The organism is Rhizobium sp. BR 314, from assembly GCF_047445805.1.
Classification (GTDB): domain Bacteria; phylum Pseudomonadota; class Alphaproteobacteria; order Rhizobiales; family Rhizobiaceae; genus Rhizobium; species Rhizobium lusitanum_B.
In genome coordinates this window covers 51,450-74,823 of sequence record NZ_JARWLA010000015.1, presented here as the reverse complement: position 1 = coordinate 74,823, position 23,374 = coordinate 51,450, and the positions used below count along the sequence as shown (strand labels likewise).

Here is a 23,374-nt window from a genome sequence, read left to right as displayed (position 1 = left end):
GGTTTCTTCTATCATTGGGCGAGAAATAGTCGCCTCAATATTATAGGGCGAGGGCGGATGGGCGCGGCGAACTCTCGGCCTCGACCGACCATGCTCGCCACACCTTTCGCCGATGCCTCACTGACTACATCACGACGACTCGGGTTCCGACCTTCACGCGGTTGTAGAGATCGGTGACATCTTCGTTGCGCAGGCGGATGCAGCCGGAGGAAACGGCGCTGCCGATCGTCCAGGGCGCATTGGTGCCATGGATGCGATAGAGGGTGGAGCCGAGATACATGGCGCGCGCGCCGAGCGGATTGGCTTCGCCGCCATCCATGCGGGCCGGCAGGTAATGTCCTTTTGCAGCTTCTCGCGCCACCATTTCGGACGGCGGCGTCCAATCCGGCCATTCCTGCTTGCGGGTAATGGTGTGAGCGCCAGCCCATTCGAAGCCGGGCTTGCCGACACCGACGCCATAGCGCCGCGCCTTGCCGCCGTCCATCACCAGATAGAGGAAGCGGTTGTTGGTGTCGATGACGATGCTGCCCGGCTTTTCCTTGGTCTGGTAGTCGACGATCTGCGGCAGGAATTGCGGGTCGACCTGACCGCGGACGGCCGGATACTGCGGACGGGCCATGGCGACCTGCTGTACGACGGGGCGCGAGAACAGCCCGCGTGGCTGAACGACCCGACGAACCTGCTGATCGCCTTGCTGTTCCATTCGAGGATCGGCTGCGCGACGCACCATTGGACGGGCGTAGACGACCGGCTGCACGCCGCCGCCGCCAAGCTGCGTCACCCAGGGAGCCGTCAGATCAGGGCTGACGATAACGGGCGGGCGCGACTGATAACGATCACTTGCAAGGGCGGAAGAGGCAAGCAGGCTCAGAGCGCCGGCAGCGCACAGAACGGCATGTTTCATCATCGGACAAACTCTCTACATATGGGCCGAGGATGGGCGCATCAGCACCCGGTCGAAGCCATGGTGCCACTTGCGCGCGAGCGAATGGTAAACATCTATTCATCAAAATGCCGAGAAGCCGATAAAGCTTTATCAGGGTTACCGCTTGGTTTTGAAAGATGGTTTTCAAGTTGTAAATCAGGAATCGGAATGCGCGGTCGTCGAAACCGGCTTATGAATTTAAGCGTTTGATTGATCTGGTTTTATCCGATAATTGCATACCGGTTTCCGGTGGCGCACGCCGAAATAGGGGACGAATCGCGAAAATGGCCGAAACGGGCATCATTACCGGTGAAGATGGCAAGGACCGCTGCTTCTGGCATGGTAACTTGCCGGAATATCAGCGCTATCACGACGAGGAATGGGGTCGCCCAGTTGTCAGCGACATCAGGCTCTTCGAAAAGATCTGCCTCGAAGGTTTCCAGTCGGGCCTGTCCTGGCTGACGATCCTGCGCAAGCGCGAGAATTTCCGCGCCGCTTTCGCAGGTTTCGATTTCGAGAAGGTGGCCAGGTTCGATGATGCCGATATCGAGCGCTGCGTCACAGATGCCGGCATCATCCGCCATCGCGGCAAGATCGTCTCCACCATCAACAATGCCCGCCGCGCCATCGAGATGCGTGGCGAATTCGGATCGCTTGCACGCTATTTCTGGAGCCACGAGCCGGCTGCGGCCGAACGTCCCGAAATCTTCGACCTCGCGCATCTTCGCGCCAACCCGACGACGCCGGCCTCCGTTCGGATTTCGAAGGACCTGAAGAAGCGCGGCTGGACCTTTGTCGGCCCGACCACGGTCTATGCCTTCATGCAGGCGATGGGCCTCGTCAACGATCACCTTGAAGGTTGCTACTGCCGGAAAGAGGTCGAGGCGATGCGCTGCGAATTGGTGCGGCCATGAAGAGTACGCTCCTCGGCATATCATTGACAATATCAGCCCTGTTCGGTGCCTCCGCAGCGCTGGCTCAAAGCGACACCCAGCAGCAGCTGCCGCAGCTCGACCGCGGCGAGAAGATCGAGAAGCTCGGCTTCCCGGCCGTGCTCGAGAAATTGACGGGATGGACGAAGTTCGGCAAGGGCAAGGTCTACACGCTGCCGCTCAAAAAGGGCCAGCATGTGCGGATCACCTTCAGCTCGAAGAGCAAATATACCTTCATGGCAATCTTCGATCTGTCTTCGAATGACGACGAATCCTTCTTCGGCACGGATGAGGATGGCAACACCGCCGATGTGACCGTCAACCAGGACACGACCTGGCTGATCAAGCCTTACTATTCGCGCGTCACCCGCCGCCGCGGTCTCGGCGCGCCCTATGAAATCCTTATCGATCCCAATCCGCCGGCGGCACAGCAGGCGCCCGCCGACCAGCCGAAGGATCAGGGACCGACGCTGTTCCCACCGCGCTCCAAGTAGGGGCAGTAAGCAGTTTCAGGAAAAGCGCGTCGCCGCTTTCCGTCCGGAGTTGTTTATGACAACGGCTCCGAGGCTCAGGACAGCGCCTGTATGACCTCGGACAATTCTCCGAGATGGCCGATCTTACGGAAGCGCGGCGCTTCCGTTGGCTCCTCCACATGCTCGAAGGCCCAGGTAAGCTCGTGCGGCACGAAGACACCGTAGCTGCCGGCCGCAAGCGCCGGTACGATATCAGACTTCAGTGAGTTGCCGATCATCATCGCCCGTTCCGGGCCGTCGCCGACCTTGGAGAAGATGCGGCGATAGGTGGAAGCATTCTTGTCGGAGACGATCTCGATCGCATCGAAGAGGTCGCCTAGGCCGGATTGGGCAAGCTTGCGTTCCTGGTCGAAAAGGTCGCCCTTTGTGATCAGGACAAGCAGATAGTTGCCGGACAGGGCCTCCAGCGTCTGGCGCACATGCGGCAGCGTTTCGACGGGATGTGCGAGAAGATCGCGGCCGATATCAAGGATCTGCGCGATGACGCTCGCTGGCACATTGCCCTCGGTGATCTCGATGGCCGTTTCGATCATCGAAAGCGTGAAGCCTTTGATGCCGAATCCGTAGTGGCGCAGGTTGCGCTTCTCTGCTTCGAGCAGGCGTGCCGAAATATGGTCGCTATCGGCATGGTCGGCGAGCAGATCGGTAAATTGCAGTTCCGTGAGCCGGTAGAACTGTTCGTTCTGCCAGAGCGTGTCGTCGGCGTCGAAGCCGATCGTGGTCAAGGGGCGTTGCGACATGGTATCTGCGTTCCGCATAAGGATGAGGACCGGAGTCTATCCTCCGTTGGCGGGGAAGCAAGAGTAAGTAGCGGTAACTGCATCGTGATCGCCCGCGGCTCTCGCGTTGAAATCGGATTGTGATGCATTATGTCGTTGTTGTCTCGATCGCCGCGGAGCCAGAGCCGGGTATCGACGACCGTCTTATGACCTCTCCAGGGCAGCGCGATCGCGGCTGCAATGCCGAGGCCAATTCATAGCCAAGAGAATAAGAGTCCACAGGCCGGAAGCGTCTTCCGGCTGACCACAAGGGAATTTCTCCTATGCGTTACAACCAACTCGGCAATACCGGCATGTTCGTTTCCGAACTTTGCCTGGGCACGATGACCTTCGGCGAGGCCAATCCGAACAGCAGCTGGGGCTCGATCGCGGATGTCGACCAGGCGCTGGCCGACAAGATCGTGGAAAACTCGCTTGCCGCCGGCATCAATTTCATCGATACCGCCGACGTCTACTCCTTCGGCAACTCGGAAAAGCTGCTCGGGCAGGCGCTGAAAAACCTCAACGTGCCCCGCAAGGATGTTGTCATCGCCACCAAAGTCTATGGCGTTATGGGCGACAAGCCTAACGATCGCGGCGCCTCGCGCGGCCATATCATGGATTCCGTCCAGGCCAGCCTTGATCGCCTGCAGACCGATCACATCGACCTCTATCAGATCCACGCCACGGATCGGGTAACCCCGATCGACGAGACGCTGCGGGCGTTAGATGATCTCGTATCCCGCGGGCTGGTCCGCTATGTCGGTGTCTCCAACTGGCAGGCCTGGCGCATCGCCAAGGCGCTCGGCATTTCCGAACAACGCGGCTTTGCCCGTTTTGAAACCGTGCAGGCCTATTATTCCATCGCCGGCCGCGATCTGGAGCGTGAGATCGTGCCGCTAATGGCAGAGGAAAAGCTCGGGCTGATGGTCTGGTCGCCGCTCGCCGGCGGTCTACTCTCGGGTAAATACGGTCCCGGCGCTCCAGGCAATGGCGAAGGACGGCGTGCAAGCTTCGATTTCCCACCCGTCGACAAGGATCGCGCCTGGGCCTGCGTTGCCGCCATGCGCGAAGTGGCGGAAAAGCACGGCGCCAGCGTCGCCACGGTCGCGCTTGCCTGGATCCTCGCGAAGCCCTTCGTCACCAGCATCATCATCGGCGCCAAGCGTCTCGATCAGCTCGATCAGAACCTCGCCGCCGTCAAGCTGAAGCTCAATTCCGACGATATTGCGAAACTCGATGACGTCAGTGCCCTTGCGCCCGAATATCCCGGCTGGATGCTAGCTCGCCAGGGCGCTCAGCGCGTGCCACAGCCCTTCGAGCCGAAGGCCTGATACCGTGGTGAGGCCGGGCCGTCATGTCTCGTGGCGGCCTGGCGGCGATTACAGCTCGATGACGATCTTGCCGAAGGGGCCGCGATCGAGATGATCGAAGGCTACCGGAACCCCATCAAGCGTGTAGCGGTGGTCGATGACCGGCTTCAGGCCGATGCTGTCAACCGCATGCACGAGATCTTCCAGCGCGCGACGATGGCCGACGCCGATGCCTTGTACGGTAGGAGATTTCAATAATAGCGGTGCCGCCGGGCCGGAGATGTCGAAGCCCTCGAGGACGCCAATGACGGAAATCCGGCCATGCGGCGCGACCGCCTTCAGCGACTGCGCAAAATTCGGCCCGCCGGCGATTTCAATGATGTGATCGATGCCCTGATCGTTGGTGAGGCGGTATACCTCTTCCACCCAGTCGCTCGTGTTGCGGTCGATGCCGTGATGCGCGCCGAGCGCCTTCGCCCGAGCGAGCTTTTCCGGACCCGAGGAGGTGACGAACACCTCAGCGCCCTGAGCGGCGGCAATCTGCAGGCCGAACAGAGCCACACCGCCGGTTCCCTGCACTAGGACACGATCGCCGGGCTTGATCTTGCCGCGCTCGACCAGCGCAAACCACGCCGTCAGACCAGCACAAGGAAGCGTGCTCGCCTCGGCGTCATCCAGACTCGTCGGCGCCGATGCGAGCCAATCCTGCGGCACGGAGATATATTCGGCGAGCACCCCCGCATAGAAGCCGCCAAATGTCTTGTAGGGAGGTGTGCGGGCGTCGCCGAGCGGCTTGCCGTCGAGCCAGCCGGGATGGAAGGTCGAAATGACGCGATCACCGGTCGAGAATCTGGTGACATCGTCTCCAATCGCCTCGACCACGCCCGCCATGTCGGATGCCGGCACGAACGGAAACTGGATCGGCAGGCCCATGCCCGTCTCGCGCACGAGCTTGTCGCGATAGTTCAGCGAAACGGCCTTCACCCGCACGAGCACTTCGCCGCGCGCAGGCGTGGGAACCGCCGTTTCCGTAAGGTTCAAAGGGGCGCCGACGGCGATCTTATCGAGGGTCCAGCGCTTCATGCTCTTCGTCATCATGATCTCCTGAGAGGAATTGGAAGGAATGAGCGCAGCTTATCGTTGCTTGCATGTCGCCAGTGGCGATATTATTTCCGATAAATGGTTCCCTGAAGGAAGCAATCGTCATGAATGACATGCTCAACGGCATTCCGGAATTTGTGGAGGCGGTCGAGGCCGGCGGCTTTTCGGCGGCGGCGGCACGCATGAATCTGTCGCGCTCGGCGATCGGCAAGACCATTGCGAAGCTGGAGCGGCGTTTGAACACGCGTCTGTTCCATCGCACAACGCGGATGCAGAGCCTGACCGACGAAGGGCAGGCCTTTTACGAGCGCTGCCGCCGGGCTCTGGACGAGATACAGTCGGGCGAGGCCATGCTGGAATCAGGCAAGCGTGAGGTCAACGGCCGCCTGCGCATCTCGATGCCCGTGCTTTTCGGCCGCCGCTGCCTCGCGCCGCTGCTGCTCGAGCTTGCTCGCATGCATCCTAAACTGGAACTCGACCTCTCCTTCAGCGATCGCGTGGTCGATCTCTTCGATGAAGGCTTCGATCTCGCCATTCGCAACGGCGTACTGCGCGACGAAGCCGGCCTTGCCGCGCGCAAGATCGCCTTCCATCGCATGACGCTGTGCGCGTCGCCGGATTATCTTGCTGCAAGGGGAGTGCCGCAGACCATCGAGGAGCTCTGCGGCCATGATCTGGTCGTTTACGCACGATCCGGCGAGACGAAGCGATGGACCTTCCTGCAGGGTGACGGTACGGCCGTTGACTACCTCCCGGAAACGCGACTGCGCTTTGACGATCTGGAGGTCATTGCAGATGCGGCTGTTGCCGGGATGGGGATTACCTGGCTACCCTGCTGGCTGGTGCGGGACCATGTATATGCCGGTAGGCTCGCGCAGGTGCTGAACGTCTCCAGCCGGCCGGTCAATATTTATGCCGTCTGGCCGCAGACGCCGCATCTTCCGCTGAAGATGCGCGTGATCATCGATCTGCTGGCCGCCCGCCTGCCTGGAATCATGGATTGAGCCGCAAGAAGCAGGCGGCACTTGCTTGCCACCTGCTGTCGTGGATGAATTACTTGCCGTGCTTCTTCAGCCAGGCCTTCATTTCCTTGATCTCGGCTTCCTGCGCGGTGACCACGGCTTCCGCCAGCTTGCGCAGTTCCGGATCCTTTCCGTATTTCAACTCGATCTTGGCCATGTCGATCGCGCCCTGATGATGCGGGATCATGCCGCGGACGAAATCCGCGTCGGCATCGCCGCTATAGTGGATCATCATGTCCTTGTGCATCTTGCCCATGGCGTCGTTGTAGGCCTTGCTGGAGGCGCCTTGGTCACCCATGGGCTTGCTCATATCCATGCCCGGCATGTCTTCGGCGAAGGCGGGAAGGCCGAGGGCGAAAGCAAAGGCACCGGCAAGCACAAGCGATTTTGAAGTGGACATAGCTATTCTCTCTCCGCTTCTGGACGGTATCCGGATTTGAGCGGACGGTCGCTCGTTGATGGAATGCAGATGATCGTCAGGCAAATCGGGGAGGGGGCTGTGTCGGCTGCGACCGGGAGTCGGCGAGGCGCTCGCCGGGCTCGGGCGCCGGATAGGAGAATGCAAGCTTGCCGCCTGTGACCGCAAGCGTCGGCATCAAGGCGAGACAGGCCGCGCAGGATGCCACGTGATCCATCCCGCCGGCGCAGGGATTTTCCGGCTTCTTGTCCTGATGCTGCATCATGCCGCCTGTCATGCCAGCCATATCGGCCATGCCGCCATACATGGTCATCGTCGATGTCGGGGGCGCTGCGGACATGGAATCGCAGATGGGACAGTTCGCGAGCGCCGGCATGGCGCCGTAGAACAGCCAGGCAACTACCATCGTCAGGATCGCAAACAGGCGCATGAATAGGAACCTAGATGCGCTCGCGGCAAAGACAAGCGCAAATTGCGATCCCCCACGTTGGGAGACGATCAAGGTCGCAGTTTGACTTCTCTCAGGACTTCGACAGGCGGAAAGCTGATGCAATCGACGACGTCAAAGGTGAGGGTGAATCGGCCTGGCGTTGCCGCGGCCCATTTCAGCGCCTGGTCCGCCGAGCCCGAGGGGATCTTCATCGCTATGGTGCAATGCGGCACCCAGCGATCCGGGCGGGAATGCTCGTGGCAGAGTGCGGGGTCGATCTCGTCGTGAATGGCGGCATGTATGTTCTTCAGGATCCGATCATCTACCGGGCGTGCCCAAAGCACCAGCATCTCGCTCGGAAAATGGCCGATGCCCGAAAACTCGATCGGCAAGGATCGCATCGCGCCGAAGACCTTCTCGGCAGCCGCAAACAGCAAGGAGGGAGCGATATCCGCATAGACGGCAAGCGTGAGATGCGGTGCGTAGTTCAGCGCCTCCATCGATGGAGCGGCTTCGAACCGGCTCGCCTCCCGCCAGAGATCCAAAACCGGGGCGGCGTTGTCGTTGGCGCATTTCAGAACGATCGCATATGGCATGGTATCTATGTCGCCTTGTCTAGGTTTTGTCCGTTTTGTCCGTCGTTAGCATAGAACAATCCTTGCCGCACTCAGCCCAATCCGCTAGTTAACCGCGACTGTTCCCGTACCGGATTACCCTAGATATGAGCGACAAACAGAAGAAACCGCAGAAGCTCAAGGCCCGCCTGCCGCGTGGCTTTGTCGATCGTTCGGCCAGCGACATTCGCGCCGTCAACGAAATGACCTCTAAGATCCGTAGGGTATACGAGCATTATGGTTTCGATCCTGTCGAAACGCCGCTGTTCGAATATACCGATGCGCTCGGCAAGTTCCTGCCCGATAGTGACCGGCCGAACGAGGGCGTGTTCTCGCTTCAGGATGATGACGAGCAGTGGATGTCGCTGCGTTACGACCTGACGGCGCCGCTTGCCCGTCATGTCGCCGAGAACTTCAACGAGATCCAGCTTCCCTACCGCACCTATCGTGCCGGCTATGTTTTCCGCAACGAGAAGCCAGGCCCAGGCCGTTTCCGCCAGTTCATGCAGTTCGACGCCGATACCGTCGGCGCACCGGGCGTGCAGGCGGATGCCGAAATGTGCATGATGATGGCTGACACGCTGGAAGCTTTGGGCATCAAGCGTGGCGACTATGTGATCCGCGTCAACAACCGCAAGGTTCTCGACGGCGTGCTGGAAGCCATCGGCCTCGGCGGCGACGACAAGGCCGCACAGCGCCTGAACGTGCTGCGCGCCATCGATAAGCTCGATAAGTTCGGCCCGGAAGGTGTGGCGCTACTGCTTGGTCCCGGCCGCAAGGACGAGTCCGGCGACTTCACCAAGGGTGCCGGCCTCAACGCCGATCAGATCGAGAAGGTGCTCTTCTTCGTCGGCATCAAGGACTACGTCGAAAGCGCTGTTCAGCTTGCCGAGCTTGTTGCCGGCACGTCCAACGGCGTCGAGGGCGTCGACGAGCTGAATTTCATCGGCAGCCTCGTGACAAGCGCCGGGTATCAGGCCGATCGCATCAAGATCGATCCATCCGTCGTGCGCGGCCTCGAATATTACACCGGTCCGGTCTACGAAGCCGAGCTGCTGTTCGACGTCACCAACGAGAAGGGCGAAAAGGTCGTCTTCGGCTCGGTCGGCGGCGGCGGCCGTTATGACGGGCTCGTCTCGCGATTCATGGGTCAGCCGGTGCCGGCCACCGGCTTCTCCATCGGCGTGTCGCGCCTGATGACGGCGCTGAAGAACCTTGGCAAGCTCGGCACGGAAGAAGTGATCGAGCCCGTGCTCGTCACCGTCATGGATGGCGATGTCGACGCCATGGGGCGCTACCAGCGCTTCACGCAGCAGCTGCGCACCGCTGGCATCCGCGCCGAGATGTTCCAGGGCAACTGGAAGAAGTTCGGCAACCAGCTGAAATATGCCGATCGCCGCGGCTGCCCGATCGCCATCATCCAGGGTGGTGATGAGCGCGCCCAGGGCGTCGTCCAGATCAAGGATCTGATCGAAGGCAAGCGCCTCTCCGGTGAGATCGAGGACAATGCCAGCTGGCGCGAGGCTCGCGTGGCGCAGGAAACCGTGCCGGAATCCGAGCTGATCGCGAAGGTGCAGGAAATATTGGCGGCGCACGCGGAAGACCGGAAGAGGGCGGGCTGATGCCCCTGATCAACCTTCCGGATTTCGCCGGCGATTTGCTTGATGAGTTTACCCTCCGCGGGACGGAGAGGGTGGATACACCCATCATCCAACCGGCTGAACCCTTTCTCGATATGGCCGGCGAAGATCTTCGCCGACGCATCTTCATGACCGAGAGCGAAACCGGCGCCAGCCTGTGCTTGCGTCCGGAGTTCACCATCCCGGTCTGCCTGCGCCATATCGAAACCGCTACCGGTACGCCGAAGCGCTATTCCTATCTCGGCGAGATCTTTCGCCAGCGCCGCGAAGGCGGTCATGAGTTCTATCAGGCTGGGATCGAGGATCTGGGCGATGGCGACACGGCCAGCGCCGACGCTCGCGCCATCGGCGATGCCATCGGCATTCTGAACCGTTTGGTCCCCGGCAAGTCGCTCTCGGTCACGCTTGGCGATCAGGCCGTTTTCGAGGCCGTGGTACAGGCGCTCGGCCTACCGTCAGGCTGGCAGAAGCGGCTGATCCACGCCTTCGGCAACATGATGCAGCTCGAAACCCTGCTGGCGCGGCTCGCAAGCCCGCAGCCGGTCACGGGGCTCGATGCGCATGTGCTGGATTTCCTCAATCGTGGTGACGAGCAGGGGCTGATCAAGCATATCGACGCCACCATGCAGGCAACCGGATATTCCACCAATGCCAGCCGCTCGCCGCAGGAAATCGCCCGCCGCCTTCGCGAGAAGCTGGTGCTGTCGGAAACCCAGCTCGATGATGCCGCATTCCTCGTATTGAAGGAATTCCTGTCCTTGAGCGTGCCGCTGGCGGATGCCTCTGCCGCGCTTGCCGGCTTTGCCGATGCGGCAGGCCTGAAGCTCGGCAAGGCATTGCAGAGCTTCGATGCCCGCGTCGCTGCGTTGGCCAAGGCCGGCGTCGATGCCGCGAGGATGGACTATCGCGCTGCCTTCGGCCGCCCGCTCGATTATTATACTGGCCTCGTCTTCGAGGTGACGGTGTCCGGATCGAGCGCAGTGCTTGCCGGCGGCGGCCGGTTCGACCGGCTGATGACACTGCTCGGCGCCAAGGACCACATCCCGGCCGTCGGTTTCGCGCTTTGGCTCGACCGGATCGAAAATGCGAGGGCCGCCTGATGACCATCACCATTGCGCTGCCCTCCAAGGGCCGGATGAAGGACGATTGTTCGGCCGTTTTCGAGCGCGCCGGCATGCCCATCGTCGCCGTTGGCAACGACCGCTCCTATCGCGGCCGCGTCGAGGGCTGGGATGGTGTCGAAATCGCCTTCCTGTCGGCCTCTGAAATCTCCCGCGAGGTCGGCAATGGCAGCGTCGATTTCGGTATCACCGGCGAGGATCTTGTTCGTGAGGGCATGGCGGAAGCCGACCGCCGCGTCGAATTCTGCGCAAGGCTTGGCTTCGGTCACGCCGATGTCGTCGTCGCCGTGCCGGAAATCTGGCTCGATGTCGACACGATGGCCGACCTCGGCGACGTCGCCGCCGATTTCCGTGCTCGCCATGGCCACAGACTGACGGTTGCGACGAAATACTGGCGCCTGACCCAACAGTTCTTCTCCAGCCAGCACGGCATCCAACTCTACCGCATCGTCGAAAGCCTCGGCGCGACGGAAGGCGCACCTGCTGCCGGTTCGGCCGATATCATCGTCGACATCACCTCGACGGGTTCGACCTTGCGGGCCAATCACCTGAAGATCCTGTCGGATGGCATCATCCTGCGCTCGGAAGCCTGCCTGGTGCGCGCCCGCAAGGAACGCCATGAGGGCGACTCGATGGTTCAGCGCATCATTGCGGCGGTGCGCAGCGCGCTCTGATTTTTCTGTTTCCTATTCACGCAAAAAAGCCCGCCTGGATGTTCCAGGCGGGCTTTTTGTCTTGGGAAGTATGCGGCCAATCAAGCCGTCGCGTAGACACCACGGCGTGCGTCGAGCGAGTAGGCGCCTGCGCCATTGGTGGCGAGCATGATGTAGGCGCCGGCCAGCGTGATGTTCTTCAGGAAGTTCACGAAGTTCAGGCCGTTGATCCAGCCGTTGGCCGCCGCCGGGAAATCCGGAACATTGATTGTGCCCAGATGGAAGACGATGCCGGTGAAGACGCAGAAGGCGGCGAGCAGCCAGCCGATGATGCGGATCTGGAAGCCGATCAGGACGCAGACGCCGGTGACGAATTCGAAGGCACCAGCAAGGTAGGTAAGCAGCGTTGCAGCCGGCATGCCGGCGCCGGCGATCATGCCGGCCGTGCCTGCCGGGTCGGTCAGCTTGCCGAAACCGGCAAAGATGAACATGAAGGCGAGCAGGATGCGCGCCACAAGAATGAGGATGTTGTTGGTATTGGACATGACAGTCTCCAGTGAAGTCGTTTTGGTTCGGTGGCGACAATTTCTGGCGACAGATATCAGTGATTTTTCAGAGGCTGGAAAGATAAACAACTGCATACAATTAGTTCACAATCATTGAACAATGGTGCTGGCAGGCCTCTTCCCATATGCGCGGTATCGGCTATGGTGGCGCCAATTCATTGCCAAATCATAGTCTTAAGGAGCGAGTTCCATGGCCGATCTCTCGTCATTTCCGATCACGAAGCGCTGGCCCGCCAGCAATCCGGATATCATTCAGCTCTACTCGCTGCCGACGCCGAACGGCGTCAAGGTTTCCATCGCTCTTGAAGAACTGGGTCTGCCTTACGAGCCGCATCTCGTCTCTTTTGGCACCAATGACCAGAAGTCGCCCGAATTCTTATCGCTCAATCCAAATGGCCGCATCCCGGCGATCATCGATCCCAATGGTCCGGACGGCAAGCCGCTCGGCCTGTTCGAATCCGGCGCGATCCTTGTCTACCTCGCGGAAAAAACCGGCAAGCTCATCCCAAGCGATGCTGCGGCCCGCTACGAGACGCTGGAATGGGTTTTCTTCCAGATGGCAGGCGTCGGCCCCATGTTCGGACAGTTCGGTCATTTCTTCAAATTTGCCGCCGATAAGGTCGCCAACAACTCATATCCGGTAGAGCGCTACCGCGACGAAGCCAAGCGTCTCCTGAGTATTCTCGAAAGCCGCCTGCAGGGGCGCGAGTGGATCATGGGCGACGAATATACCATTGCTGATATCACCACCTTCCCGTGGGTGCGCGGAGTCGATGTCTTCTACGGCGGTCGTGAGGTGTTGGAGTTTGAAAGCTTCCCCGCAGTCATGGCTTGGCTCGACCGTGCGCTTGCACGCCCGGCCAGCCAGCGCGGCCTGAACATTCCGAAGCGGGATTGACGGCGTCTGGCGAAGCGAGGGCAGGAGCCCTCGCACTCATTGTGCTTCAGCCTTACTGCCGGGTCGCCAATTGGCTGCCCGGCTCCAGCTTGAAGCGGGGAAACAGGAAGACGCCGACCATGCTGCCGGAATGCCGTTCGTCCGCAGCGATCGATTCGCCGACGCAGAAGATCGGCTGGCGATTGCCGTTGGCGCCTCGGGTCGTTGTCGAGTAGCAGAAAGACGACGTGGCCGTTGCCGCCTGCTCGAAAAGATCGAGGATGCGCGCGCGATCCTGCGCATCGTAGCAGTGCATCAGGCTCAGGAGCCCGCATTCCGAAGAGCTCAACCCATGCAGCATGGTGCTCCACTGCCCGAGCTTGATAAGCCCGCTCGACAGGTCGCCGGTCCAGCCTTCGGAAACACAGAATTGCGCGAGGAGATCGGGATCTTGGCTGTCAAACGCCAGCGAGCCAGGCGCAAACGGCGCTGCAAAATTTGCTTTGGCAATCTTGAACAAGCTGATCCCCACCACTTGAGCGCAAGGGCTCCTGCGCACTGCGTTTGAATTCCATATGTCGCCGGATTGAAGGTCTGACTGCCTGCTGCACCGTCATGAAGAAAACAGAACCGCGTCTCCGCTATTGTCGTCTTTCAACAAAGTTCCCGGATGGCGAGCCGACCTGCGAAGTCATTTTCAAGTAATAAATTTGGACGAACCCAACCTCGAAGGTCATGGCTAAGCCACGCCGCAGGTTAATCCTGCCCAAAATCAGTAAAATTTTCGTGCATTGCAGCTTACTCTCCAAAATCGCTGCGCTGCGAGTTATAGGGGCTTTTTCTAAAACGGCAATGGGGAAGTTGCACAAAATTGCATTGCCAGGAGAGCTTGCGGGATTTGCGCATGGATCGGTTTGGCACAACAAAAAAGGCGGCCCGAGAGCCGCCCTTCGTCAATTCCGGATGCCGGATTGAACAATCGAATAAGGCTATGGCCTTATCATATCATGTCCATGCCGCCACTTCAGGCCGCTTGGCGGCCTGAAGCACTAAAAGTGCATGGGCGAAGCTTTATGGACAATTCTGTGATTAGGCCGTTGGCCTATCACATCATGTCCATGCCGCCCATGCCGCCCATGCCGCCCGGCATGCCAGCAGGGGCATCCTTCTTCGGCAGTTCAGCGATCATGGCTTCGGTGGTGATCAGCAGCGAAGCAACCGAAGCTGCGTTCTGCAGAGCCGTGCGAACAACCTTGACCGGGTCGACGATGCCCATTGCGATCATGTCGCCGAACTCGGACGTCTGGGCGTTGTAGCCGTAGTTGTCTTCGTTCTTGTCGAGAACCTTGCCGACAACGATCGAAGCTTCGTCACCAGCGTTTTCAGCGATCTGGCGAACCAGCGACTGCAGGGCGCGGCGAACGATGTTGACGCCAGCTTCCTGATCCTGGTTTTCACCCTTGGCAGTGATCTTCGTGGAAGAACGCAGGAGAGCAATACCGCCGCCCGGTACGATACCTTCCTGAACAGCAGCGCGCGTCGCGTTGAGAGCGTCGTCGATGCGGTCCTTCTTTTCCTTCACTTCGATTTCCGTCGAGCCGCCGACGCGGATCACGGCAACGCCGCCAGCGAGCTTGGCAAGACGTTCCTGCAGCTTTTCGCGGTCGTAGTCGGAGGTGGTTTCTTCGATCTGAGCCTTGATCTGGGCAACACGGCCTTCGATGTCGGACTTGGCGCCAGCGCCGTCAACGATCGTGGTGTTTTCCTTGGAGATCGAAACCTTCTTGGAACGGCCGAGCATGTCGAGGGTAACGGACTCGAGCTTGATGCCGAGGTCTTCGGAGATGACAGTGCCGCCCGTCAGGATGGCGATGTCTTCCAGCATGGCCTTGCGGCGGTCGCCGAAGCCAGGAGCCTTGACAGCAGCAATCTTCAGGCCGCCGCGCAGCTTGTTGACGACGAGCGTAGCAAGAGCTTCGCCTTCGACGTCTTCAGCGATGATGAGGAGCGGCTTGCCGGTCTGAACGACAGCTTCGAGAACCGGGAGCATGGCCTGCAGGTTCGAGAGCTTCTTCTCGTGCAGGAGGATGAACGCGTCTTCGAGGTCGGCGATCATCTTTTCCGGGTTGGTTACGAAGTACGGGCTGAGGTAGCCGCGGTCGAACTGCATGCCTTCGACGACTTCGAGTTCGGTTTCGGCGGTCTTGGCTTCTTCAACCGTGATGACGCCTTCGTTGCCGACCTTCTGCATGGCTTCAGCAATATCGAGACCGATCTGCTTTTCGCCGTTTGCGGAGATCGTGCCGACCTGCGCAACTTCTTCCGAAGTGTTGATCTTCTTGGCTTTGGCCTGGAGATCCTTGACGACTTCTGCAACAGCGAGGTCGATACCGCGCTTCAGGTCCATCGGGTTCATGCCGGCTGCAACAGCCTTGGCGCCTTCGCGAACGATCGCCTGGGCAAGAACGGTTGCAGTGGTGGTGCCGTCACCGGCGACGTCGTTGGTCTTCGAAGCAACTTCGCGGACCATCTGGGCGCCCATGTTTTCGAACTTGTCTTCGAGTTCGATTTCCTTGGCGACGGAAACGCCGTCCTTGGTGATGCGCGGAGCGCCGAAGGACTTGTCGATAACGACGTTACGACCCTTCGGGCCGAGCGTGACCTTCACTGCGTCAGCGAGGATATCAACGCCACGAAGCATCTTTTCGCGGGCGCTGCGGCCGAATTTTACTTCTTTAGCTGCCATGTCTAAAAACTCCTGAATTCGCATTGAACGGGTTTATGGCCCGTCAGCTGTATCGGAAAAGGGGAACCCGGCTGGATTAGCCGATGATACCCATGATGTCGGCTTCCTTCATGATGAGAAGGTCTTCGCCATCAAGCTTGACTTCGGTGCCCGACCACTTGCCGAACAGAATGCGATCGCCGGCCTTGACGTCGAGCGGGATGACCTTGCCGGATTCATCACGAACGCCAGAGCCTACAGCGACGATTTCGCCTTCCTGCGGCTTTTCCTTGGCGGTATCGGGAATGATGATACCACCCTTGGTCTTTGCTTCGGACTCAACGCGACGAACGACGACGCGGTCATGAAGGGGGCGGAAATTGGTTGCCATTGTCTAATCCCTCGATCAAATGACTTCACGGATCAGCGGGGGATCCGTATGGGCTTTGTTAGCACTCAGCATCGGCGAGTGCTAGCGACCGTGATTTAGGGGTGGCTACTGGGTGAGTCAAGAACAGCACTGTGAAATTTTTACGGCGCTGATCACCTTGTTTCTAGGATGATTAATGCCCATCGCGATCCCGCTTAGCATCCCGTTGCATGTACTCCACCATTTTTGGGCTCATGGAGAAGGGTGTCGCGCCGCTCTTTCTTGGAAGTCTTGCTGATGCTTAATTCGCGTTATTTGCGCTTCGCCAAGGTTGCCGGTGCCTGTCATTCCGGCCTTGTGCGGCGCAAAAACCTCGCGTGTCGCTCTTGTAATTTGCCGGCCGGTTTGCGATGTCAGCCCGTGATTTATGTAATGCGAGGATGGCATGGGCAAACGGATCGAAAGCTTTCGCGAGATTGGCGGACTTTATGACGTTGCGCTCTGCGACGTCTGGGGCGTGCTTCACAATGGCGTCACCGCCTACAAGGAAGCCTCGATCGCGCTCGAAGCGGCCCGCGCAGAAGGTCTGACAGTCGTCCTCATCACCAACTCCCCGCGTGTCGCTCCCAAAGTGGTCGAGCAGTTGCGGGCGATCGGCGTTCCAGACAGCGTCTACGACCGCATCATCACGTCGGGCGATGTCACCCGCAAGCTGATTGCCGAAGGCCCGAAGAAGGTGTTTCTGCTCGGTCCGGAGCGGGATACCGGCATCCTCGAAGGGCTGGATGTCCAGCGCGTCGATGCCGGTGAGGCCGAAAGCATCGTCTGCACCGGCTTCTTCGACGACGAGACCGAAACGCCTGACGACTATACGGACATGCTGATGGCTTGGTCCGTCCGCAATGTGCCGCTCATCTGCGCCAATCCGGACCTCGTGGTCGAACGCGGCCATCGGATGATCCCCTGCGCTGGTGCCATGGCGGCCTATTACGAGCGCCTCGGTGGCCAGACGCGTATCGCCGGTAAGCCGCATCAGCCGATCTACAATGCGGCGATTGCCGCGGCCCGCGAGGTCAGGAGTGAGTTTCCGCTGTCGCGCGTCGTCGCCATCGGCGATGGCATGCCGACCGATGTGCGCGGAGCGCTCGATTACGGCCTTGATCTTCTTTATATCAGCCATGGCATCCACGCTCGCGAATATATGATCGACGGGCATACGGATGAGGCTGCTCTCGGCGCCTTTCTGGCGCGCGAGCAGGCCTCACCGAAGTGGTGGATGCCGCGCCTAGTCTGACCGGAGTGGTAGCCGATGACCGTTTTCCATCGCAACGAGACGCGCGACGCGCTTCCGGATGCTCTCAAGGGCGGTGTCGTCGCCATCGGCAATTTCGACGGCGTTCATCGCGGTCATCAATCGGTGCTTGATCGCGCGCTGGAGATTGCGAGGGAGCGCGGCGTTCCGGCTCTCGTGCTGACTTTCGAGCCACATCCGCGCACCGTGTTTCGCCCGGATCACCCCGTATTCCGCCTGACGCCGGCACCGCTGAAGGCGCGTCTGCTCGAAGCCATCGGTTTCAATGCCGTCATCGAATATCCATTCGACCGCGCTTTCTCTCAGCGCTCGGCCGATGAGTTCGTTCATTCGATCCTGATCGATTGGCTGCACGCTTCCGAAGTCGTCACCGGCTTCGACTTCCATTTCGGCCATGATCGCCAGGGCGGCCCGGCCTTCCTGATGAACGCCGGCAGCCGCAACGGTTTCGGCGTAACGCTCATCGATGCTTTTCGCGATGAAAATGCCGAGGTTATCTCCTCAAGCCGCATCCGCACATTGCTTGCTGACGGGGAGGTGGCCCAGGTCGCCGGGATGCTCGGTTATCGCTATACCGTCGAAGCGCCCATCATCGGTGGCGAGAAGCTCGGTCGCACGCTCGGCTTCCCAACGGCAAACATGCAGCTTCCGCCGGAAATATCGCTGAAGGCCGGCATTTATGCCGTGAGGTTCCGCGCAGCCGACGGCATCATTCGCGATGCTGTTGCGAGCTATGGCCGCCGCCCAACGGTGACGGACAATGGCGCGCCGCTGCTTGAAACCTTCGTCTTCGATTTCAGCGGCGACCTCTACGGCCAAATCTGTTCGGTGTCCTTCTTCGGCTATCTCCGCCCGGAACTGAAATTCGACGGGCTGGATCCGCTGGTCGCACAGATCCGAAAAGATGAAGAAGAGGCAAGGGCGCTTCTTGCCGGCGTCCAGCCACTGAGCGACATCGATCGCTGCATCGCCTTCTCCTGACTTCATTATAGAAAACTGCGCGCAGGGATTGCGGCAGTGCGGTATCTTTTTGCCTTGAGCGCGTGGAAAGATGCTGCAATGCTCATATTGCAGGGCGCGAGTCGCCGCGTCCCTTTTCCGAAAGGCGCAGGTAATGGACAAACGTTTCGGAACGGCGGCCTGCTGGCTGCTCGTCATCCCCTATATAGGCTTGCTTTGGGTCCCCTTCTATAACGCTCACGATCCGGTTCTGCTCGGTTTCCCCTTCTTCTACTGGTATCAACTGGCCTGGGTGCCGATCACCGCGCTGCTGACGTGGATCGCTTATCGGAGCATGCGCAATGACGACTGATATCGATCCGACAGCACTTGCAGTCTTCATCTTCTTTCTGGCGCTCGTTACCGTCATGGGCTTCGTGGCCGCCCGCTGGCGCCGGCCGAAGACCCTTGCCCATATCGACGAGTGGGGCCTTGGCGGCCGCACCTTCGGCACCTGGATCACCTGGTTCCTCGTCGGGGGTGACTTCTACACGGCCTATACCGTGATCGCCGTACCGGCACTGGTCTACACGGTCGGCGCTTACGGCTTTTTCGCGCTGCCCTATACGATCGTCGTCTACCCCTTCGTCTTCATGGTCATGCCGCTGCTGTGGCGGCGCGCGAAGGATCATGGCTACGTCACGGCAGGCGATGTCGTGCACGGCCAATACGGCTCCCGCGCGCTCGAACTGGCGGTTGCGCTTACCGGGGTCATCGCGACTATGCCCTATATCGCTCTACAGCTCGTCGGCATGACGGCGGTGTTCAAGGCTCTCGGGCTTCACGGTGAATTGCCGCTCGCCGTCGCCTTCATCATCCTGGCGCTCTACACCTACTCTGCAGGCCTTCGTGCGCCGGCGCTGATCGCTTTCGTCAAGGACATCATGATCTATATCGTTGTCATTGCCGCCATTGCGCTCATCCCGGCCAAACTCGGCGGTTATGCCAATGTCTTTGCGGCGGCCGACGCGGATTTCAAGGCAAAGGGTGCGGGCAGTCTGCTGCTTGGCGGCAATCAGTATGTCGCCTATGCGACCCTAGCGCTCGGCTCGGCGCTTGCGGCCTTCATGTATCCGCATACGCTCACCGGCATCTTCGCCTCCAACAGCGGCAACACCATTCGCAAGAATGCCGTGCTGCTGCCGGCCTATACGCTGCTGCTCGGTCTGCTGGCCTTGCTCGGCTACATGGGCCACGCGGCAAACCTGAAGCTGGACAGCGCTAATGATGTCGTCCCGGCCCTGTTCCAGAACTTGTTCTCAAGTTGGTTTGCCGGCTTTGCCTTTGCGGCAATCGCCATCGGCGCGCTCGTCCCTGCCGCCGTGATGAGCATCGGCGCTGCCAACCTCTTCACCCGTAACTTCTGGAAGGCCTATATCGATCCGCAGGTTTCCGATGCCGGCGAGGCAAAGGTCGCCAAGATGACCTCGCTCATCGTCAAAATCGGCGCGCTTCTCGTCATCATTTTCCTGCCGACGCAATTTGCGCTCGATCTGCAGCTTTTAGGCGGAATCTGGATATTGCAGACCCTGCCAGCCCTGGTCTTCGGTCTTTATACCAAATGGTTCCGGGCGCCTGCGCTGCTGGCCGGCTGGTTCGTCGGCTTCTTCGGCGGCACCTACCTTGTCTGGGATGCCGGCTGGAAGCCGCTGCATATGGTTCCCCTTGGAGATGCCGGTTTCACGGCCTATACGGGGCTTTTGGCGCTGGCGGCAAACATCGTCGTTGCCGTCATCCTCAATGCAGTCATGCCGGCACGCGCCACCGCGCGCGCCTGATACGCGCAACACCCTATCGACCGCGGGCGGAAACGTCCGCGGTCTTTCTATGTGCCGCGCGCGTTGTTTCCTCTTCCTTTCCTTGGAAAAAACGCCTATGAACCGGCGGCTATGACCCAATTTCGGCTGAGCCTATCGATACGAATTATTGGCCCGGCCTTCCGCGCGCTTTAAGCTGCCGGAAGGTCCGGGTTTTTGGTGCCCGCTCCCAGGGCGCTTTCCGCCGCCGAAAAATCCCCATATGGCTGCGCTTTTCAAGCGCAAGACGCCCGAGACACCGAGGCAATTGTCAGAACTATGACCGATACCACCGAAAAGATGGACTATTCCAAGACCCTTTACCTGCCGGAGACTGATTTTCCGATGCGCGCCGGCCTGCCGCAGAAGGAGCCGGAGCTGGTGGGTCGCTGGCAGCAGATGGACCTCTACAAAAAGCTGCGCGCCTCCGCCGCCGGCCGTGAGAAGTTCGTCCTGCATGACGGCCCTCCCTATGCAAACGGCCACATCCATATCGGCCACGCGCTTAACAAGATCCTGAAGGATGTCATCACGCGCTCGTTCCAGATGCGCGGCTATGACAGCAATTACGTTCCGGGCTGGGACTGCCACGGCCTGCCGATCGAGTGGAAGATCGAGGAAAAGTATCGCGAGAAGGGCAAGAACAAGGACGAGGTTCCGGTGAACGAGTTTCGCCAGGAATGCCGCGACTTTGCCGCCGGCTGGATCAAGATCCAGTCCGAGGAGTTCAAGCGCCTCGGCATAACAGGCGATTTCGACAATCCCTATCTCACCATGAACTTCCATGCGGAATCCCGCATCGCCGGCGAGCTTTTGAAGATCGCCCGTACCGGCCAGCTTTACCGTGGCTCTAAGCCGGTCATGTGGTCGGTGGTCGAGCGCACCGCGCTCGCAGAAGCCGAAGTCGAATATGCCGATGTCGAGAGCGACATGATCTGGGTTAAGTTCCCGGTGGCCGAAGGCTCTGCACATCTTGCCGGCGCCTTCGTCGTCATCTGGACGACGACCCCTTGGACGATCCCCGGCAACCGTGCGATCGCCTATTCGTCGCGCGTGTCCTACGGGCTTTACGAAGTTACGGAAGCCGCCAACGATTTCGGCCCGCGCCCCGGCGAGAAGCTGATCTTCGCCGATAAGCTTGCGGAAGAATCCTTCGCCAAGGCAAAACTGCAGTACAAGCGTCTGGCCGATGTCTCTGCCGACGATCTGGCTGCTATCACCTGCGCGCATCCGCTCGCCTCTCTCGGCTACGACTTCAAGGTGCCGCTGCTCGATGGCGGCCACGTCACCGACGATGCTGGTACGGGCTTCGTGCACACCGCACCGAGCCACGGTCGCGAGGACTTTGACGCCTGGATGTCGCATGCGCGTGATCTCGAAAAGCGCGGTATCTCCGCCACCATCCCGTTCCCGGTCGATGACGCCGGCTTCTATACGGCCGACGCTCCCGGCTTCGAGGGTGGCCGCGTCATGGACGACAACGGCAAGAAGGGCAACGCCAACGACATAGTCATCAAGGCGCTGATCGAGACGAACACGCTCTTTGCGCGCGGCAGGCTGAAGCATTCCTACCCGCATTCCTGGCGCTCGAAGAAGCCGGTCATCTTCCGCAATACGCCGCAGTGGTTCGTCTATATGGACAAGGACTTCGATGACGGCTCGACGCTGCGTAGTCGTGCCCTGAAGGCGATCGACGACACCCGCTTCGTACCGGCTGCCGGCCAGAGCCGCCTGCGCGCCATGATCGAGCAGCGCCCGGATTGGGTCCTGTCGCGTCAGCGCGCGTGGGGCGTGCCGATCTGCATCTTCGTCGACGAGCACGGCAACATCCTGCAGGACGATAGCGTCAACGCCCGCATCCTCGAAGCTTTCGAACAGGAAGGCGCCGATGCCTGGTTTGCAGAAGGCGCACGCGAGCGTTTCCTCGGCGAAAAGGCCAACGAGCCCTGGACGCAGGTCATGGACATCCTCGACGTGTGGTTCGACTCCGGTTCGACCCACTCCTTCACGCTGGAAGATCGCCCGGATCTGAAATGGCCGGCCGACGTCTATCTCGAAGGCTCCGACCAGCATCGCGGCTGGTTCCATTCGTCGCTGCTCGAAAGTGCGGCGACCCGTGGCCGCGCGCCTTACGATACGGTCGTCACGCATGGTTTCACCATGGACGAGCAGGGCCGCAAGCAGTCGAAGTCGCTAGGCAACGTTGTTGCCCCGCAGGATGTCATGAAAGACGCCGGCGCCGACATCCTGCGCCTGTGGGTCATGACCACGGACTATTGGGAAGACCAGCGCCTCGGCAAGGCCATCATCCAGACCAATGTCGATGCCTATCGCAAGCTGCGCAACACCATCCGCTGGATGCTCGGCACGCTGGCGCACGACAAGGGCGAAGTCATCGCCTATGCCGACATGCCGGAGCTGGAGCGGCTGATGCTGCACCGTCTCGCCGAACTCGACGAGCTGGTGCGTGAAAGTTACGACGCCTTCGACTTCAAGCGCATCGCCCGCGCCCTGATCGATTTCGCCAATGTCGAGCTGTCGGCCTTCTACTTCGATGTCCGCAAGGATGCGCTCTACTGCGATGCCCCGTCGAGCCTGCGCCGCCGCGCCTCGCTCGCCGTCATCCGCACGATCTTCGACTGCATGGTGACGTGGCTGGCGCCGATGCTGCCGTTCACGACGGAAGAGGCATGGCTGTCGCGCAATCCATCGGCTGTCTCCGTGCATCTCGAGCAGTTCGTGACCGTTCCTTCCGAATGGAAGAACGAAGCGCTCGCCGAGAAGTGGAAGACAATCCGCGCCGTGCGCAGCGTCGTTACCGGCGCGCTTGAAATCGAGCGCAAGGACAAGCGGATCGGCTCTTCGCTGGAAGCCGCCCCGGCCGTCTATGTCGCCGATCCTGAGCTGTTGAAGGCGCTTGAAGGGCAGGATTTCTCGGAAATCTGCATCACGTCGGGCATCACCATCGAGAGCGGCGAAGGCCCGGCGGATGCATTCCGTCTCGACGATGCCGCCAAGGTCAGCGTGCTTCCGAAGCTTGCCGAAGGCCGCAAATGTGCCCGTTCGTGGCGCATCACGACCGACGTCGGCTCAGACCCGGAATATCCGGATGTCTCGGCGCGTGACGCTTTGGCGCTGCGCGAACTCGCTGCAGCATCGGCCTGAAGATAGGAATCGATTTTCGAAAAGCCTGATGCGTAGATTCAAAGAGGTAGAGCGTCCTTTGTGCTTCCAAAAGGAAGCACGGCGCTCTAGTGTCAACTGAAGAA

23 protein-coding genes are annotated in these 23,374 nt (G+C 60.2%); 13 read left to right on the top strand and 10 right to left on the bottom strand.

The annotated features are described in order from the left end of the window. Nucleotides 1–124: 124 nt before the first annotated feature. Complete coding sequence (locus QD461_RS19410) at nucleotides 125–907, bottom strand: L,D-transpeptidase (RefSeq protein WP_414089215.1); 783 nt, start codon at nucleotides 905–907, stop codon at nucleotides 125–127. Between the two features lie 302 nt (nucleotides 908–1,209). On the opposite strand from QD461_RS19410, the gene QD461_RS19405 reads away from it, so the two are divergent. Next, a complete protein-coding gene (locus tag QD461_RS19405) occupies nucleotides 1,210–1,839 on the top strand; it encodes a DNA-3-methyladenine glycosylase I (RefSeq protein WP_414089214.1) in 630 nt (209 codons plus the stop codon). Continuing rightward, nucleotides 1,836–2,351: a hypothetical protein gene (locus tag QD461_RS19400; RefSeq protein ID WP_414089213.1), complete on the top strand. Its 516-nt coding sequence runs from the start codon at nucleotides 1,836–1,838 to the stop codon at nucleotides 2,349–2,351. Before QD461_RS19405 ends, QD461_RS19400 begins: the two co-directional genes overlap by 4 nt. A 74-nt stretch (nucleotides 2,352–2,425) precedes the next feature. Here QD461_RS19400 and QD461_RS19395 read toward each other — a convergent pair whose 3' ends face one another. Further along, nucleotides 2,426–3,130: an HAD family hydrolase gene (locus QD461_RS19395; protein WP_414089212.1), complete on the bottom strand. Its 705-nt coding sequence runs from the start codon at nucleotides 3,128–3,130 to the stop codon at nucleotides 2,426–2,428. Nucleotides 3,131–3,432: 302 nt separating this feature from the next. Here QD461_RS19395 and QD461_RS19390 point away from each other — a divergent pair, with 302 nt between their 5' ends. Then, nucleotides 3,433–4,482, top strand: coding sequence for an aldo/keto reductase (locus tag QD461_RS19390; protein WP_414089211.1), 1,050 nt, complete (start codon nucleotides 3,433–3,435; stop codon nucleotides 4,480–4,482). Between the two features lie 48 nt (nucleotides 4,483–4,530). On the opposite strand, the gene QD461_RS19385 is transcribed toward QD461_RS19390, so the two are convergent. Further along, nucleotides 4,531–5,556 carry a zinc-dependent alcohol dehydrogenase family protein gene (locus tag QD461_RS19385; RefSeq protein ID WP_414089283.1) on the bottom strand — a complete coding sequence of 342 codons (1,026 nt, stop codon included), beginning with the start codon at nucleotides 5,554–5,556 and terminating at the stop codon, nucleotides 4,531–4,533. A gap of 110 nt (nucleotides 5,557–5,666) precedes the next feature. Here QD461_RS19385 and QD461_RS19380 point away from each other — a divergent pair, with 110 nt between their 5' ends. Next, a complete protein-coding gene (locus QD461_RS19380; protein WP_414089210.1) occupies nucleotides 5,667–6,566 on the top strand; it encodes a LysR family transcriptional regulator in 900 nt (299 codons plus the stop codon). 49 nt (nucleotides 6,567–6,615) lie between these two features. Here the strand turns inward: QD461_RS19380 and QD461_RS19375 are convergent, their stop codons facing one another. The 3 genes from QD461_RS19375 to QD461_RS19365 all read right to left on the bottom strand — a co-directional run bounded on the left by QD461_RS19375 (nucleotide 6,616) and on the right by QD461_RS19365 (nucleotide 8,028). Next, nucleotides 6,616–6,984 carry a DUF305 domain-containing protein gene (locus tag QD461_RS19375; protein ID WP_414089209.1) on the bottom strand — a complete coding sequence of 123 codons (369 nt, stop codon included), beginning with the start codon at nucleotides 6,982–6,984 and terminating at the stop codon, nucleotides 6,616–6,618. A 76-nt stretch (nucleotides 6,985–7,060) separates the two neighbouring features. Next, nucleotides 7,061–7,432 (bottom strand): hypothetical protein, encoded by a 372-nt coding sequence (locus QD461_RS19370; RefSeq protein WP_414089208.1) that lies wholly within the window; start codon nucleotides 7,430–7,432, stop codon nucleotides 7,061–7,063. A gap of 68 nt (nucleotides 7,433–7,500) precedes the next feature. After that, on the bottom strand, nucleotides 7,501–8,028 hold the full coding sequence (locus QD461_RS19365; protein WP_414089207.1) for a 2'-5' RNA ligase family protein: 528 nt from the start codon (nucleotides 8,026–8,028) through the stop codon (nucleotides 7,501–7,503). A gap of 125 nt (nucleotides 8,029–8,153) precedes the next feature. On the opposite strand from QD461_RS19365, the gene hisS reads away from it, so the two are divergent. Genes hisS through hisG form a run of 3 tightly spaced genes read left to right on the top strand, consistent with a single transcriptional unit; the run spans nucleotide 8,154 to nucleotide 11,481 of the window. After that, a complete protein-coding gene (hisS, locus tag QD461_RS19360; RefSeq protein WP_414089206.1) occupies nucleotides 8,154–9,668 on the top strand; it encodes a histidine--tRNA ligase in 1,515 nt (504 codons plus the stop codon). Beyond that, nucleotides 9,668–10,786: an ATP phosphoribosyltransferase regulatory subunit gene (locus tag QD461_RS19355; protein WP_414089205.1), complete on the top strand. Its 1,119-nt coding sequence runs from the start codon at nucleotides 9,668–9,670 to the stop codon at nucleotides 10,784–10,786. Before hisS ends, QD461_RS19355 begins: the two co-directional genes overlap by 1 nt. Then, entirely contained in the window at nucleotides 10,786–11,481 is a 696-nt protein-coding gene (hisG, locus tag QD461_RS19350) for an ATP phosphoribosyltransferase (protein ID WP_414089204.1), read from the top strand. Before QD461_RS19355 ends, hisG begins: the two co-directional genes overlap by 1 nt. Nucleotides 11,482–11,561: 80 nt before the next feature. Here the strand turns inward: hisG and QD461_RS19345 are convergent, their stop codons facing one another. After that, the gene (locus tag QD461_RS19345; protein ID WP_414089203.1) at nucleotides 11,562–12,005 is read right to left on the bottom strand and encodes a DoxX family protein; all 444 of its coding nucleotides are present in this window, start codon (nucleotides 12,003–12,005) and stop codon (nucleotides 11,562–11,564) included. 211 nt (nucleotides 12,006–12,216) lie between these two features. Between QD461_RS19345 and QD461_RS19340 the strand changes: the two genes are divergently transcribed. Beyond that, nucleotides 12,217–12,924 carry a glutathione binding-like protein gene (locus tag QD461_RS19340; RefSeq protein WP_414089202.1) on the top strand — a complete coding sequence of 236 codons (708 nt, stop codon included), beginning with the start codon at nucleotides 12,217–12,219 and terminating at the stop codon, nucleotides 12,922–12,924. A gap of 52 nt (nucleotides 12,925–12,976) precedes the next feature. Here the strand turns inward: QD461_RS19340 and QD461_RS19335 are convergent, their stop codons facing one another. The 3 genes from QD461_RS19335 to groES form a co-directional block, all read right to left on the bottom strand. Further along, nucleotides 12,977–13,423, bottom strand: a complete 447-nt coding sequence (locus tag QD461_RS19335; RefSeq protein ID WP_210325420.1) for a hypothetical protein — start codon at nucleotides 13,421–13,423, stop codon at nucleotides 12,977–12,979. Between the two features lie 585 nt (nucleotides 13,424–14,008). Then, the gene (gene groL / locus QD461_RS19330) at nucleotides 14,009–15,649 is read right to left on the bottom strand and encodes a chaperonin GroEL (RefSeq protein ID WP_184700756.1); all 1,641 of its coding nucleotides are present in this window, start codon (nucleotides 15,647–15,649) and stop codon (nucleotides 14,009–14,011) included. Between the two features lie 76 nt (nucleotides 15,650–15,725). Continuing rightward, on the bottom strand, nucleotides 15,726–16,019 hold the full coding sequence (gene groES / locus QD461_RS19325; RefSeq protein ID WP_034488329.1) for a co-chaperone GroES: 294 nt from the start codon (nucleotides 16,017–16,019) through the stop codon (nucleotides 15,726–15,728). Between the two features lie 424 nt (nucleotides 16,020–16,443). On the opposite strand from groES, the gene QD461_RS19320 reads away from it, so the two are divergent. The 5 genes from QD461_RS19320 (at nucleotide 16,444) to ileS (ending at nucleotide 23,270) form a co-directional block, all read left to right on the top strand. Next, nucleotides 16,444–17,292 (top strand): TIGR01459 family HAD-type hydrolase, encoded by an 849-nt coding sequence (locus tag QD461_RS19320; RefSeq protein WP_414089201.1) that lies wholly within the window; start codon nucleotides 16,444–16,446, stop codon nucleotides 17,290–17,292. A gap of 15 nt (nucleotides 17,293–17,307) precedes the next feature. Continuing rightward, the gene (locus tag QD461_RS19315) at nucleotides 17,308–18,291 is read left to right on the top strand and encodes a bifunctional riboflavin kinase/FAD synthetase (RefSeq protein ID WP_414089200.1); all 984 of its coding nucleotides are present in this window, start codon (nucleotides 17,308–17,310) and stop codon (nucleotides 18,289–18,291) included. Nucleotides 18,292–18,424: 133 nt separating this feature from the next. Next, nucleotides 18,425–18,622, top strand: coding sequence for a DUF3311 domain-containing protein (locus QD461_RS19310; protein WP_184700762.1), 198 nt, complete (start codon nucleotides 18,425–18,427; stop codon nucleotides 18,620–18,622). After that, nucleotides 18,612–20,087: a monocarboxylate uptake permease MctP gene (gene mctP, locus QD461_RS19305; RefSeq protein ID WP_184700764.1), complete on the top strand. Its 1,476-nt coding sequence runs from the start codon at nucleotides 18,612–18,614 to the stop codon at nucleotides 20,085–20,087. Before QD461_RS19310 ends, mctP begins: the two co-directional genes overlap by 11 nt. Nucleotides 20,088–20,384: 297 nt before the next feature. Then, nucleotides 20,385–23,270, top strand: a complete 2,886-nt coding sequence (gene ileS, locus QD461_RS19300; RefSeq protein ID WP_414089199.1) for an isoleucine--tRNA ligase — start codon at nucleotides 20,385–20,387, stop codon at nucleotides 23,268–23,270. The last annotated feature ends 104 nt before the right edge of the window (nucleotides 23,271–23,374 follow it).

Excerpts from the sequence above, each read along its gene's own strand:
- QD461_RS19410 (WP_414089215.1), bottom strand. The coding sequence starts at position 907 with ATGATGAAACATGCCGTTCTGTGCGCTGCCGGCGCTCTGAGCCTGCTT.
- QD461_RS19405 (WP_414089214.1), top strand. The coding sequence starts at position 1,210 with ATGGCCGAAACGGGCATCATTACCGGTGAAGATGGCAAGGACCGCTGC.
- QD461_RS19400 (WP_414089213.1), top strand. The coding sequence starts at position 1,836 with ATGAAGAGTACGCTCCTCGGCATATCATTGACAATATCAGCCCTGTTC.
- QD461_RS19395 (WP_414089212.1), bottom strand. The coding sequence starts at position 3,130 with ATGTCGCAACGCCCCTTGACCACGATCGGCTTCGACGCCGACGACACG.
- QD461_RS19390 (WP_414089211.1), top strand. The coding sequence starts at position 3,433 with ATGCGTTACAACCAACTCGGCAATACCGGCATGTTCGTTTCCGAACTT.
- QD461_RS19385 (WP_414089283.1), bottom strand. The coding sequence starts at position 5,556 with ATGACGAAGAGCATGAAGCGCTGGACCCTCGATAAGATCGCCGTCGGC.
- QD461_RS19380 (WP_414089210.1), top strand. The coding sequence starts at position 5,667 with ATGAATGACATGCTCAACGGCATTCCGGAATTTGTGGAGGCGGTCGAG.
- QD461_RS19375 (WP_414089209.1), bottom strand. The coding sequence starts at position 6,984 with ATGTCCACTTCAAAATCGCTTGTGCTTGCCGGTGCCTTTGCTTTCGCC.
- QD461_RS19370 (WP_414089208.1), bottom strand. The coding sequence starts at position 7,432 with ATGCGCCTGTTTGCGATCCTGACGATGGTAGTTGCCTGGCTGTTCTAC.
- QD461_RS19365 (WP_414089207.1), bottom strand. The coding sequence starts at position 8,028 with ATGCCATATGCGATCGTTCTGAAATGCGCCAACGACAACGCCGCCCCG.
- hisS (WP_414089206.1), top strand. The coding sequence starts at position 8,154 with ATGAGCGACAAACAGAAGAAACCGCAGAAGCTCAAGGCCCGCCTGCCG.
- QD461_RS19355 (WP_414089205.1), top strand. The coding sequence starts at position 9,668 with ATGCCCCTGATCAACCTTCCGGATTTCGCCGGCGATTTGCTTGATGAG.
- hisG (WP_414089204.1), top strand. The coding sequence starts at position 10,786 with ATGACCATCACCATTGCGCTGCCCTCCAAGGGCCGGATGAAGGACGAT.
- QD461_RS19345 (WP_414089203.1), bottom strand. The coding sequence starts at position 12,005 with ATGTCCAATACCAACAACATCCTCATTCTTGTGGCGCGCATCCTGCTC.
- QD461_RS19340 (WP_414089202.1), top strand. The coding sequence starts at position 12,217 with ATGGCCGATCTCTCGTCATTTCCGATCACGAAGCGCTGGCCCGCCAGC.
- groL (WP_184700756.1), bottom strand. The coding sequence starts at position 15,649 with ATGGCAGCTAAAGAAGTAAAATTCGGCCGCAGCGCCCGCGAAAAGATG.
- groES (WP_034488329.1), bottom strand. The coding sequence starts at position 16,019 with ATGGCAACCAATTTCCGCCCCCTTCATGACCGCGTCGTCGTTCGTCGC.
- QD461_RS19320 (WP_414089201.1), top strand. The coding sequence starts at position 16,444 with ATGGGCAAACGGATCGAAAGCTTTCGCGAGATTGGCGGACTTTATGAC.
- QD461_RS19315 (WP_414089200.1), top strand. The coding sequence starts at position 17,308 with ATGACCGTTTTCCATCGCAACGAGACGCGCGACGCGCTTCCGGATGCT.
- QD461_RS19310 (WP_184700762.1), top strand. The coding sequence starts at position 18,425 with ATGGACAAACGTTTCGGAACGGCGGCCTGCTGGCTGCTCGTCATCCCC.
- mctP (WP_184700764.1), top strand. The coding sequence starts at position 18,612 with ATGACGACTGATATCGATCCGACAGCACTTGCAGTCTTCATCTTCTTT.
- ileS (WP_414089199.1), top strand. The coding sequence starts at position 20,385 with ATGACCGATACCACCGAAAAGATGGACTATTCCAAGACCCTTTACCTG.